The sequence below is a fragment of the Nocardia rhamnosiphila NBRC 108938 genome, assembly GCF_000720425.1.
Lineage (GTDB): Bacteria > Actinomycetota > Actinomycetes > Mycobacteriales > Mycobacteriaceae > Nocardia > Nocardia rhamnosiphila.
In genome coordinates, this window is record NZ_JOAJ01000009.1 from 274,465 (window position 1) to 287,853 (window position 13,389).

The 13,389-nt window shown below is 66.9% G+C and carries 9 protein-coding genes; all 9 read right to left on the reverse strand.

The features are described 5' to 3' along the window. Positions 1-678: 678 nt before the first annotated feature. Positions 679-2,529, reverse strand: coding sequence for an alpha/beta hydrolase-fold protein (locus IG75_RS0128010; RefSeq protein ID WP_030524337.1), 1,851 nt, complete (start codon positions 2,527-2,529; stop codon positions 679-681). A gap of 182 nt (positions 2,530-2,711) precedes the next feature. Next, positions 2,712-3,731: an alpha/beta hydrolase gene (locus IG75_RS0128015; protein ID WP_081877174.1), complete on the reverse strand. Its 1,020-nt coding sequence runs from the start codon at positions 3,729-3,731 to the stop codon at positions 2,712-2,714. Positions 3,732-4,170: 439 nt separating this feature from the next. After that, complete coding sequence (locus tag IG75_RS0128020) at positions 4,171-5,160, reverse strand: alpha/beta hydrolase (protein ID WP_030524339.1); 990 nt, start codon at positions 5,158-5,160, stop codon at positions 4,171-4,173. 346 nt (positions 5,161-5,506) lie between these two features. Continuing rightward, positions 5,507-6,595, reverse strand: a complete 1,089-nt coding sequence (locus IG75_RS0128025) for an alpha/beta hydrolase (RefSeq protein ID WP_081877175.1) — start codon at positions 6,593-6,595, stop codon at positions 5,507-5,509. Between the two features lie 170 nt (positions 6,596-6,765). Beyond that, positions 6,766-8,718, reverse strand: coding sequence for an arabinofuranosyltransferase AftB family protein (locus IG75_RS0128030; RefSeq protein WP_030524341.1), 1,953 nt, complete (start codon positions 8,716-8,718; stop codon positions 6,766-6,768). Then, positions 8,696-9,622 carry a decaprenyl-phosphate phosphoribosyltransferase gene (locus tag IG75_RS0128035; RefSeq protein WP_030524342.1) on the reverse strand — a complete coding sequence of 309 codons (927 nt, stop codon included), beginning with the start codon at positions 9,620-9,622 and terminating at the stop codon, positions 8,696-8,698. The genes IG75_RS0128030 and IG75_RS0128035 overlap by 23 nt, the downstream gene beginning before the upstream one ends. Next, positions 9,615-10,190, reverse strand: a complete 576-nt coding sequence (locus tag IG75_RS0128040; RefSeq protein ID WP_051715057.1) for a phosphatase PAP2 family protein — start codon at positions 10,188-10,190, stop codon at positions 9,615-9,617. The genes IG75_RS0128035 and IG75_RS0128040 overlap by 8 nt, the downstream gene beginning before the upstream one ends. A gap of 5 nt (positions 10,191-10,195) precedes the next feature. Continuing rightward, positions 10,196-12,130 (reverse strand): glycosyltransferase, encoded by a 1,935-nt coding sequence (locus IG75_RS0128045; protein WP_051714977.1) that lies wholly within the window; start codon positions 12,128-12,130, stop codon positions 10,196-10,198. Continuing rightward, a complete protein-coding gene (glf, locus tag IG75_RS0128050) occupies positions 12,127-13,356 on the reverse strand; it encodes a UDP-galactopyranose mutase (protein ID WP_030524345.1) in 1,230 nt (409 codons plus the stop codon). Before glf ends, IG75_RS0128045 begins: the two co-directional genes overlap by 4 nt. Positions 13,357-13,389 lie beyond the last annotated feature (33 nt).

Sequence of the window (13,389 nt, forward strand, 5' to 3'; positions counted from 1 at the left end):
ATTCCATCCTGTGTTCCGGCGCACGGATGCGCACGGGTTCACGGCCGCTCGAGTCGGGGCCGCCGAACCACTGGGTTGACGGTCGGGTGTGCGTCCCGGCCCGGCGGGTTGGCCCGGGCCGCGACCCCCGAGGGTAGTACTAGACCCGGAATCACCGCTGGACTGCCCGGGCGAGCAGGTTCGGATCGACCCGTATCGGGCGGGCCGAACCCGCGGTGAGCGGGTGGATCGGTGATGGTGTGGAGGCAAAGGACGGGGCGGGAGTCGGAAAGCCCACCCGGGTGGGAGCGGCTCGGTTGCGAAGGCGGGGGTGAGCTCACCAGCGAAAGCCGGGGGTGAGCTCACTCACGAAGACCACGGCCTGGAGCCACGCACGACGGCTGAGACGTAGACCTGTCCGCGAAGGTGCTGTGTTTATTGGCGCCGCCTCCGGCGGCGCGGGGTTGAGGCCCCCTTGGTCTCGCCGTTTCGGCCTCGAGACTCGAGCCTTCGGCTCCTGCGCTTTCGAGGCCGAAACGGCGAGACGGGCCGCAGCCGCCCTCGCGGCCACCGGGCCGCGCTGTTCTGCTGGCTCGGTGCCCGGGCGTGACGGTGCTGGTCACGAGCCGGGCTCGGCTGGTGGTGCCGTTCGAGCAGGTTTGCTGCATCGGGTGATCGGCATCACTCGGTGGGTGCTGTTCAACCGTGCACTTCGGTGCGGTTGTCGCGGACAGTGATAAAGCCTCGTTGGAAGTTCTGCTGGACTCCGCCCGGGATCGCGAACTCGTCGCTGATCGGGAAACCGATCCGGCCGGCCTCGTAACCCGCGTCACGCCAAGCGTCCATGATGGGTCCGTCGCGAACCGCCCACGCGCCGGACAGGGGACTCCAGTAGATGCTGCCGCCCTCGAAGCGGGTGAACTGGCCGAGGTCTTTCAGCGGGGCCTGGGCGGCGGCCGGGAAACCGAGCCGGCTGTTCTCGAAGCCGAGTTCGGCGTACTTGGCCAGGATCATCCCTTCGACGCGATGTGCGCCGGTGGCGGGGCTGAAATAGAAGGGCCCACCTTCGAAGGACTGGACCGCACCGTCGCGGTTCGGCGTCTTCACTTCGGGGCCGACCGGGTAGCGCGCGGGGCCGCCCTCGAAGCCCTGCCTGCCCCATTCCTCGAGGATCGCGCCGCGCACCACCTGCGCGCCCGTTTCCGGGGTCCAGTAGAGCGAGCCGTGCTGGAACGGCTGGAAGCGGCCGCGGCCGTCCGGTAGCGGCTGTTCGACGCCGGTCGGTAGCCCGAGACCGCCACGGGGCCCGTCCGCCGCCTGGTAGCCCCCGCCGATCCGGCCGGCCACCGGCTGCGCCCCGGTATCCGGGGAGTAGAAGACGCGGCCGTGCCGGAAATCCTGAGCCAGCCCGCCGGGTACCTGGTATTCGCCGGTGAGGCAGTCGCCGAGCCGGTCGTTGCCGCCGGCGACCGCGCCGATGGCGCCCGTGACCGCGCATTCGGGCTTGCCGGCGGGCACCCCGAGCGCGCCGGCGGCCTGCGACCACGACTGCCGCATTTCGAAATCCCAATACGGCCAGGTGTGGGTACCCGCGGCCCGGTAGTTCACGGTCGCGGGGATTCCCAGCTCGCCGAGTTTGTCCACGAAGTTCTGCGAGGTCAGCAGGGCCAGTGTCTCCAGGCCCATCCCGAACATATTGGTGCTGACCCCCGGAATTTCGCCGCCCTCGTCGTGTTTGCCGGAGACACCGGTCCCGCTGGAGATGTAGAGCGATTTACCTTTCAGCCGATCGGCGAGCAGCAGCGGGTCGTGTTCTTCCCACTGCGGGCTTCCGGGCGGTCCCCACATGGCACCGGAGTCGAAGCCGCCCGCATCGGCCATTGCCAGCCGAATAGCCTGGGGCATACCGAGGCTGGTGGTCGTGAGAAAACCCGAATAGGAAGCGGCGTATTTCACGAACTCCGGATTGCGCGCGGCCAGGAACATTGCGGCGGTTCCGCCCATGGACAGTCCGGCGATTCCCCTGGCCGAGGTGGCGCGCCACTGACTCTCCAGCAGCGGGGGGAGTTCCTTGGTGAGAAAGGTCTCCCATTTGTAGTTCTTACCGTTGTCCGGTTGCAGCCAGTCGGAGTAGAAACTCGATTGCCCGCCGACCGGCAGCACCACGGTCGTGTTCTTGTCGGCGTAGAAATCCACCGCCCCGGCGTCCTTTATCCAGCCGTTCTCGTCGTCGGTGGCACGCAGGCCGTCGAGCATGTACAGCACCGGGAACTTCGCGTCCGGCTGAGTGTTCCAGTCCCGGGCGAGCAACAGCCGCACCTGGATCGGGACGCCCATGGCGGGTGAGTCGACCCAGACGGCAACATCGCGGTCGGTGTGCCAGACCACATTCCGGATCGTGGCAGGGGACGCGGCAACGGTCGGCTGGGCGACGGCGGGAACCTGTGCCGCGGCGAAGGGAAGCACCAGCGCGGCGGCCCAGGCCGTCAGCTGCCGCCGGGCGCGTCCGCGGCACCGGCCGACCGTCGTCCCCCGGTGTGCGCGTGTCATCCCTGCCACCCACTGTTTGTACCGCCGCGGCGTGCGGATACCCGGTAGGACGCGCGGGCAGCAAACCAGTTCCCCACCGCCGTGCGATCCGACGACAACGGCGCCACCTGCTTCGATACGAAGCGGGTGGCGCCGTTGGGGAGAACTATCGGTTCAGCGGCAACCGAATGGCGTGCCTTCGATCACCAGCCGTTGGTGGAATCCAGGAACATCTTGCGCGAGGCGAAGAGCTGGCCCTCCCAGTACTTCCAGGAGTGGGTGCCCACGTTCGGGAAGTCGAAGTGGGCGTTGATGCCCAGCGTCTTCAGGCGGGCCTGGAACGCACGGGTGTTCACCAGCGACAGTGCTTCCAGCGCCATGGCGTTACCGGTGTTGAACGCGCCGACCGCACCGGCCGGCTTGTCGTACGGGCCGGGCAGGCCGCTGGCCGCCGAGATGTACATGGGCAGGCCACGCAGCTGCGGGGCGAACACGAACGGGTCCATCCGCAGCCACTGCGGGCTCCACGGCGCGGCCATCGAGTCGACGTTGAATTTGCCGGCGTCCAGCATGGCGATACGGATGGCCTCACGCATACCCGGCGCCGAGATGTTCAGGTAGCCGGAGTAGGCGGCGGCCGAGCGGAACTGGTCGCGGTGGTAGGCGGCCAGGGCCAGAGCGGCGCTACCGCCCATGGACAGACCCGCGATCGCGTTGTTGGTCCGCGAGACGCCGTGGCCCTCGAGGAAGGCGGGGAGTTCCCGGGTCAGGAAGGTCTCCCACTTGTAGGTGAACTTCTGCCCGTTGGTGTTGCTGGGCGAGTACCAGTCGGCGTAGAAGCTCGACTGGCCACCGACCGGCATGATCAGGGAGATGTTGTCGTTGCCGAACTGCTCCAGCGCGTTGGTCTCGAACGACCAGGCATTGCGGTCGTCGCGCGCGCGCAGACCGTCGAGCAGGTAGAGCCCGGCATTGCCGCCGCGCGCCGCCCACTGCACCTGGACCTTGATCGGACCCATGCTGGAGGGAACCAGCAGCTCTTCGAAGGCGCCGCGCTTGACCGGTGCCGCGGGCGAAGCCAGCGCGGTCGGGGCCGCGATACCTGCCGCGACGGGTAGCGCGAGCACTGCCGCACCGATAGCCAGAATCCGGTTACGCCAGCCGCGGGGTGCCCGCGACCGCCCGGTACTTCTCTTCGGGCCGGCTGCCCTGCCGAAACGCATGAATTCTGCTCTCTTTCTGCTGTTGTGGCGTTGTCGCTACCGCTGTGCGGACAACACCCCGTTTCTCCTCGGCGGCGCCGGCGACCGGGTCCCGACCTACCACTGGGCCGACAGCGCTACAACGATCTGGTCACAGATGTGCTCGCTGGACTTTATTCGACCTCATCGAGCCGAGCAAGGCCGTGCCGATCGGATGGCCGAAATCCGCCGCGAGAACCGCTGTGATCGCCCCGTGACGATACCTTGCCGGAGCGGTGATGTCTCGGCGGGCCGGGATATTCGGCTGTTATCGAAATCGCGCTCCGACCTGGCTTGTGTAACGGAATACCAACCGAGGACGAATTCCTATCGACAGTAGTGTGCCCGCCCCGAACGATTCCTTCCGGGCGGGCACATCGCACTACGTCCGGGGCCCCGCGAACGGGACCCCGAACTGGCGTTATCCGATATTCGCCGACAAATCGGGGAGCATCCGGTACACCTCGGCCTCCCAGTAAGTCCAGGAGTGAATACCGGTATCCGGGAACGAGTAGGTGACATTGTTCGCGCCCAGCGTCATCATCCGCACCTGGAACGCCCGGGTGTTGGCCAATGCGAGAGCCTCGAGCCCCATACCGTTGATCGTGTTGCCGTCGAACCCGTCGGCGGGCCCGGGCAGCGCGCTGCCGGCGGAGATCCACAGCCGGGTGTTGTGATCGCGCAGCAGCGGCGCGAAGACGAACGGGTCCATCCGCAGCCACTGCGGGCCCCAGGGCGGCGCCATGGAATCCACGTTGTAGCCGCCGGCGTCGATCATGGCGGTCCGGATGGCCTCGCGCATACCGGGCGCGGAGACGTTCAGGTAGCCGGAGTAGGACCCGGCGAAGCTGAACTGGTCGGGGTGGTAGGCGGCCAGGGCGAGGGCGCCACTGCCGCCCATCGACAGACCGAATACACCGTTGCGGTTCGGATTGAAGCCGAGCCGGTCACTCAGGGCCCACCGCAGATGCTGGTTGATGAAGGTCTCCCAGGCGTAGCGGTAGCTCTTGCCCGGCCCTCCGGAGATGACGTTCAGGGCCCCGGAGCCGGATGACGAACCGGTCGGCTCCATCCCGAGGAACGAGCTGGGCGCGTTCCAATCCGCATAGAAGCTGGACATACCGCCGATCGGCATGACGACGTTGATATTCCAGTCGGTCAGCGCGTTGGCGACGTTGGTGTCGTTCTCCCAGCCGCTATGCGTTTCGGGAGCGCGCATACCGTCGAGGGCGTAGACCACTCGGCTGGTGTTGCCGTCCTTGGCGCGGAAAACCCGCGACCTGATCGGGCCCATCTCCGGTGAGTCGACCCAGAAATCGAAGCCGGCCGGGTTGGGGGCCGCCTCGACCCGGGGGGCCACATCGGACAGAGCCACCGTGAGGGGGGCCAGTAGCGCCACCGCCACACCCATTGCCCATCGCTGTACCCACCGCCGGGTACGCACCGATCCGGGTCTGCGCGCACTTCGCATTCGACTAGACCTTTCGCCTGGACAGCCGGACAGCAAGTACCTAGCTACATTACCGGCCCCATCTCGGATACATAGACCACAGCGCCCATCCGGAGACGGAAGCCGTTATCTGGATACATGTTCCTGGTACATCAGTCGGCTATACCCGCGTTCATGTTGCCAAATAGTGGCGTAGGTCACAGATGTTTGCGAGGTGGCGTACACATTCGTTGCCGAACCAGCCGGCAATACCCCTTGGCAACAATCGCGCAAAGACATCGGCCGGACAGTGCCGGCCCGCGGCCGGTCAGCCGATGTTCGCCGACAGATCCGGGATCATCCGGTAGACCTCGGTCGCCCAGTACTGCCAGTTGTGCACGCCGACGGCCGGGAAGTCGTAGGTGGCATTGGTCGCGCCCAGCGTCATCATCCGCACCTGGAACGCCCGGGTATTGGCCAGCGCCAGTGCCTCCAGACCCATCGCGTTGATCGTGTCGAAGCTCAGACCGTCGGTGGCGGCCGGGAGACCGCTGCCGGCCGAGATCCACAGCCGCGTGTTGTGCTGGCGCAGCTGCGGCGCGAACACGAACGGATCCATCCGCAGCCACTGCGGGCTCCACGGCGGCGCCATGGCGTCGATATTGAAACCGCCGGCGTCGAGCATGGCCACGCGCAGCGCCTCGCGCATACCGGGCGCGGAAACGTTCAGATATCCGGAGTAGGAGCCCGCGTACCGGAACTGATCGGGATGGTAGGCCGCCAGCGCCAGGGCCGCGCTGCCGCCCATGGACAGCCCGAACACGCCGTTGCCGTTGGGGTTGAAGCCGAGCCGGTCGCGCAGCGCCCAGCGCAGGTCGCGGGTGAGGAAGGTCTCCCACTTGTAGGTGGTGGTCCGCCCGACCCCGGCCGCCGAACCCGAAGCCAGGCCCGAGCCCGAATCGGCCGCCGAACCGGTGGCGCCGCCGGCACTACCCGAACTGCCCAGCCCGAAGAAATCGCTCGGGGCATTCCAGTCCGCGTAGAAGCTCGACCGGCCGCCCACCGGCATGACCACGTTGATATTCCACTTGGTCAGTTCCCGGGCGACATCGGTATCGATCTCCCAGCCGCTCAGATCGTCGCGGGCACGCATCCCGTCCAGGGCGTACACGACCCGGCCGGTGTTTCCGTCGGCGGCGCGGAACACGCGCGACTTGATCGGGCCCATCTCCGAATCGACCCAGAAATCGATACCGCTGGGATCGAACTGCGCCGATGCCGGAGCCGCGGGCCCGGCCACCGAGGCACCGACCGGGAGCAGGGCCGCCAGGGACAGCAGCACCGTGCGCTTCAGCCGACCGCCCAGCCGCCGCCCCGGACGTGCGCTCCGGACATCACGGCCGATAACCCCTCGCATTTTTCCCGCCCTCCGTCGTGCGACCCACGGCCGCGCAGTACGACTACCGGTCCCCGGCCCCTGACGAGCCGGGGCCGGACGCCAGCACTTTAACCCGACCGCAGTTCACCTGCCCACCAGGAATGCGAAGACGCGGCGAACAGGCGAACTACTGTCGGGGAAACCGCAGTTCAGCGCACCGGTGGTATCGGATCGACGAGCCCACAGCGCTGAATCTCATATTTCGGTACCCGGTCTATGCGGTACGACGCGAAATCGAAAGCGTGCAGCAGATTGTGCTTGAACCGTTCGAACGTCAACGGGCCCTTGTAGGAGAGCGTCAGCGCGTAGGTGTCCGGGCACGACATCGCCACCCGGGCCTGCTTGACCCAGTCCTCGTCCATGTACCAGGGGAGCCAGGGCTTGATATCCACCATGCCGGTCTCCACGATCACCCAGTCCGCATACAGGCTCTTGTCGTGCCCGATCCGCCCGTCGGTGAGCCGGTCGGTGTGCGCGGCCAGCGGGAAGGCCAGGCCCATCGGATCGATGACCCGGACGTCCAGGGGAACGTTCATGCTGGTCATGCCGAGGTTGAGGAAGTAGACCGTATGGCCGGCCCCACCCGGCGGGATCGGCAGCGGCGGCGGGGCGATGTACCACATCATGAACGACGGGGAATTGAGCAGCAGACCGCCGTCCGGCGTGTTCTCGATCGCCTCCACCATGGGGCGCATCCGGGCGTAGTCGAGGTAGTCCTCGGCCCGGATGGGGTGATCGTGACCGGTGTTGAGGACGTAGTAGATCCGCTCGTCCACGATCCCGGACTTGTTGATGTGGGTGCCGGTCTTGATGGCGGTGGTACCCGACGCCAGCAGCGCCCACGCCACCGTGCTCACCAGCGCGACGACCAGGACCGCGAAGGTGGGGGCCTCGCGGCGGGTCAGCGACCGCAGACCGCCCTCGGGCAGCCGCACCGGCAGCACCGCGACCGGCAGCAGGAACAGGAAAAGCTGCGGCAGCAGCATCCGCCCGTGCATGAAATCGCCGCCGACGCGCAGCGCGTAGATCGTGAGCAGCACCGCGGCACCGAGCACCAGCGCCACCACCGCCGACGGTGAATGCAACCGCTCCCGGAACTGCCGGAACCGACCGGCCTCCCGGTCCACCGCGGTACCGGTATCCGGGCGCACATAATGCGCCCGCGCGGCCACCAGACCCGCGACCAGCAGAACGACGAGCGGTACGTAGAGGTAATAGGGACCGGCCAAATCCCACAGATAGGTGAAACCCTGGCCCCATTTCGCCCCGCCCGCGTCCTTGGCGACCGCGGTATTGGGGTAGGGCAGGCCGTAGTAGCCCATCCGCCAGACCTGGTAGAGCAGCGGAACCGCGCCGGCGACGGCGACCACCAGGCCCCGCAGCAACCACGGGCGCAGCCGCGACCGCGGCATCGGCGCGAAGAAGATCAGCAGCAGCGCCAGGCCGCCCACCACGGTCATCTCGGGCCGGATCAACGGTGCCAGACCGGCCAGGAAGGCCAGGCCCAGCAGCCCGGGCACGGTCGGCTGTTCGGCCTTGCTCCACCGCACGAGCAGCAGCCACAGCAGGGCAATCCAGCAGATGACCAGGCAATTCTCCAGACCGGAGGTCACATAGTCGCGGGCGGGCGGCACGGAGATATAGGCCAGCGCTCCGGCGGGCAGCAGCAGCGTCGACGACGCCGGGCCCCAGAGTTTGCCGGTGCCGAGCATCGCGAACAGCACCGCCAGCAGCGACAGCGTCAGTGCGACACCGAGCACCACGTATTCCAGCCGGCCCTGGGTGAGCCAGCTGAAGAACCAGACGACATAGGTCCATGCCGTACTGGTGTTGGTCTCCACCCGTTCGCCCGCGTTGAAGACCGGACCGTTGCCGGCCAGCAGGTTGCGCACGGTACGCAACACGATCAGTCCGTCGTCGGCGATCCAGCGCCGTTCCCAGCCACCGAACGCGAACAGGGCGACGGTCGCCAGAATGCCGCCCGCGAACACCGCACGCGAGACCGGACTGCCCGGCGAACGCCGCCGCTCGGTGGCGGCGCGCTCGTCGGGCTGTTCTGTTTCGGCTACCGCAATCTCGTCAGAAGAGATAGACAGCGACACCTACCGCTCCGATCCAGGCGATGGCGAGCAACTGCAGGACGCGATCGCCGAACGCGATCTCCTCGGGTTCACCGGCCTCACCACCGTCGACGTCCACGGCGTAGCGCAGGATCGCGACGGTGAACGGGATCATCGAGAGGGCGAACCATTCGGTGTCCTTGGCCGCGCCCTGTTCGAAGGCCCACAGACCGTAGAAGACCACCACCGCGGTCGCGGCCAGACTCCAGATGAACCGTAGGTAGGTCGGGGTGTAGTACTCCAGCGACTTACGGATCTTCGCACCGGTGGACAGTGCCAGTTGTAGCTCGGCGTAGCGCTTACCGGCCGCCATGAACAGCGAGCCGAACGCCATGATGAGCAGGAACCACTGGGACAGCGGGATCCCCGCCGCCACGCCGCCGGCGATCGCACGCAACAGGAAGCCGGAGGACACGATGCAGATGTCCAGGACCGCCTGGTGTTTGAGACCGAAGCAGTACGCCAGTTGCACTCCGATGTACACGCCCATCGTGACGGCCAGCTGCCAGGACGCCAGGAACGACAGCGCCAGCGAACCGAGCAGCAGCACCGCCGACAGCGCGAAGGCGAGATTCACCGGGACCACACCGGCGGCGATCGGACGGAACCGCTTGGTGGGGTGGGCCCGGTCGGCCTCGACATCCATCGCGTCGTTGGTGAGGTAGACACCGGACGCGGCCATGCAGAAGACGACGAAGGCGATGGCCACATTGGCGAGCACATCGAGATCGGTCACCGAACCCGCCGCCATCGGGGCGGCCAGCACGAGGACGTTCTTCACCCACTGGCGCGGACGAGCTGCCTTGACCAGGCCCCCGACCAGCGTTTTGGGAGGCCCTTTCACTTCGGCTTCGGCCAGATCGGCGCCGGTGGGCTCTTCACTCATGGCGGGCAGCGCCTTTTCGTCTTGTGCGGTCACTGTCGAGTCTCTTTTCGGCGGCGAGCAGGGCGGCGGCGGACGCGGCACCGAGCGCGGAACCGGCGAGCACATCGGAGGGGTAATGCACCCCGAGCACGACTCTGGACAGCAACATCGGCGGTACGAGCACCGCAGGCAAGGGTAGCCCGGTCAGTTTTCCGAGTAGCACCGCCGCCGCGGTTGTCGAGGTCGCGTGTGAGGAGGGGAAGCTCAGCTTGCTCGGCGTCGATACGTTGACCTGCACCGATGGTGCGTGCGGGCGAGGCCGGCGGACGATCCGCTTGATGACGATGGAGGCGGCGTGCGCCCCCACGGCGCCGACCGCCACCCCGGCCCACTGCCGACGCCGGGGTTTGTCGACCAGCGCGCCCACCGCGGCGATACCGACCCAGCCGAGCGCGTGCTCCCCGAAATGCGACATACCGCGTGCCGCCGAGATCACCGGCGGGGTCGCGATGGCGCCCTGAACCGCTTCGAGGATCTTGACTTCCGCCGGTGCCCGGCCGGTACCCGAATCCTGCAGGCTCGGGTTCATGGCGTTCACCGCTGGCTCTCCTCGCTGCTGTCGACCCCGAAAACCTTCTCCCACGCCGCCGTACCGGTGAGTTCCGCGTGCGCGGCGCGGTAGCGCCCCCGCATCTCCGGCAGTCGCGCGGCGAGTTCCTTGCGCAGCCGCAGCGCTTCCCGGAGCAGGCCGTAGGCCTGGCGGGGATCGCGCTTGCGGTACACCACGCCGCGCCCGTCCGCGGTGGTGACGGTGACCCCGTCGACCTGCGAGAGCAGGAACCAGCGCGCGTCCAGGGTGGGCACGTTCAGCTGGGGCCGGTCGTGGTGTTCCTCGTGCGCCGGCCGCAGGTTGTGCAGCAGGCCCTTACCGAGCCGCACGATCTTGGCGATCGGATTGGCGGGCTCGCCCACCGCGCCGACCCCGATCCCGCTGGCCAGCGGAAGTTCGGTGGAAGAGGGCAGGATCACCGCGTCCGGATACTGTTTGCGCAGTTCGTGTACCGCGCCGAGCGCGCTCGGCAACAGTTCGAACAGGCGCTGCGGACCGGCCAGGAAATCGCGGATCGCCAGATTCTGGATGGCGACCGTCGAATATTCCAGGCAGAGCAGGTGTTTGAGGGTCGCCTTGACCGTGTGGGCGATCATGCTCCGGCCGGTGCCCGGCTGGTACAGGGCGGCGACGACCAGGCGATTGCGCAGGTGGAAATACGCCTGCCAGTCGATCGCGTCGTCCTTGTCGCTCCACGCCATATGCCAGACCGCGGCGCCGGGCAGGGTGACCGTGGGATATCCGGCTTCCCGGGCGCGCAACCCGTATTCGACATCGTCCCATTTCAGGAACAGCGGCAGCGGCTGGCCGAGTTGTTCGGCCACCTGCCGCGGGATGACGCAGGTCCACCAGCCGTTGAAATCACCATCGATACGCCGGTGCAGCAGTTTCGAATTGTCGCGGTCGCGTAGCGGATATTTGGCGAAATCGTGGTCGTAATCGACATTCGGCGCGGCCGACCACATGAAGATGTTGCGGTCGACGACCTCGCCCATCACATGCAGATGCGAGCGCTCCTGCAGGTTGAGCATCTGGCCGCCCACCAGTACCGGCGATTTCGCGAATCGGGCGAACGCCAGCGCGCGCAGGATCGAATCCGGCTCGATCTCGATATCGTCGTCCATGTAGACGATGAATTCGGCACTGGTGGTTTTCAGCGCCTCGTACATCACCCGGCTGTACCCGCCCGACCCGCCGAGATTCGGCTGATCGTGAATGGCGAGCCGGGCGCCGAGGACGGCGGCGGCCTCGTCGAATCCGGGCTCGTCGACGACCTTGCGGGTGCCCTGGTCGGGAATGATCACCGCGTCGATCTGCGCCAGCACCAGCGGATCGGCTCCGAGCGCTTTCAGCGTCGTCACGGCGTCGGTGGGACGGTTGAAGGTCGGCATACCGACCGCGATCCGGCCCTCCCCCGGTGCCTCGATCGGCGCGTACCACCCTCCGGACACCAAGGTGACCGCGGTGTCGGTGGTGATGTCGAACCAGAGCCAGCCGCCGTCCTCGAAGGGGCCGAAATCGGCCTCCATCTCGACCGACACCGTCTCCGCGCCGGAGGCCACCGCGAACTCACGGCCCTGGACGTGGATACGGGAACCGTCGGCCTTGGAGCGGTACAGGTCGACACGGCCGTGCCCGGCCAACTCCAGCCGCAGCACCACCGAGTCGAGCATGCTCCAGCGCCGCCAGTAGCTGGCCGGCAGCGCGTTGAAATAGGTGCAGAACGACACCTCGGACTCCGCACCGATCGACAGCGAGGTCCGGGTGGTGGCGTGGGCGCGCCGCGCGTTGGTCGCCGACTCCTCCAGGTAGAGGGTGCGCACATCCAGCGGCTCGCCCGGTCGGGGCAGGATCACCCGTTGCAGCAGCGATTTCGCTCGGGTCGCGGACGCACTGTGCGCCAGTGATGCAGAGGTCATACGTCGTTGTTCTCCTCGGCCAGCGGCGCACCCGTCTCCAGGTGCGGACGCAGCACATTGTCGAACATGTTCAGCGCGCTCGCGATGGCCATGTGCATGTCCAGGTACTGATAGGTACCGAGGCGGCCGCCGAACAAGACCTGCGCGCCGACGGTCTCCTTCTTGGCCAGCTCGCGATACGCGGTCAGTTTGGCCCGGTCCTCGGGTGTGTTGATCGGATAGTACGGTTCGTCGCCGGTCTTGGCGAAACGCGAGTATTCGCGCATGATCACCGTCTTGTCGGTCGGGTAGTCCCGTTCCGGGTGGAAATGCCGCGGCTCGATGATCCGGGTGTAGGCCGGATCGGCGTCGTTGTAGTTCACCACCGAGGTGCCCTGGAAATCGCCGGTGGGCAGCACCTCTGTTTCGAAGTCGATGGTGCGCCAGCCCAGCTCACCCTCGGCGTAGTCGAAGTAGCGGTCCAGCGGGCCGGTGTACACCACCGGGGCATCCGGATTCTGCGCGCGCAGCTCGTCGCGGACATCGAACCAGTCGGTGTCGACCCGGACCTCGATCAGGTCACTGGCGGCCATGTTCTCCAGCCACTTCGTGTACCCCTCCTTGGGCAGGCCCTCGTAGGTGTCGTTGAAGTAGCGGTTGTCGAAGGTGTAGCGGACCGGGAGCCGGGTGATATTGCCGGCGGGCAATTCCTTGGGGTCGGTCTGCCACTGTTTGGCGGTGTAGTCGCGGACGAACGCCTCGTACAGCGGGCGCCCGATCAGCGAGATGGCTTTTTCCTCGAGGTTCTGCGCGTCGGCGGTCTCGATCTCGGCGGACTGCTCGGCGATCAGTGCGCGCGCCTCGTCCGGGGTGAAATACCGGCCGAAGAATTGCGATACCAGGCCCAGCCCCATCGGGAACTGGTACGCCTGACCTTTGTGCAGGGCGAAAACGCGATGCTGGTAGCCGGTGAACTCGGTGAACTGCGTGACATAGTCCCAGACCCGTTTGTTCGAGGTATGGAACAGATGCGCGCCATATTTGTGGATCTCGATACCGGTTTCCGGTTCGGGTTCCGAATAGGCATTACCGCCGATATGCGGGCGGCGATCCAGCACGAGGACTCTCTTGCCCAGTAAGTTCGCGCTGCGCTCGGCGATGGTCAGCCCGAAGAAGCCGGAGCCGACGACGATCAAGTCGAACTGTGCGGTGTTATCTGAGTTACCCGGAGACGATGCGGCGGTCACGGGAGCCCAGCGTATCGGAAGCGTTTCGCGGCG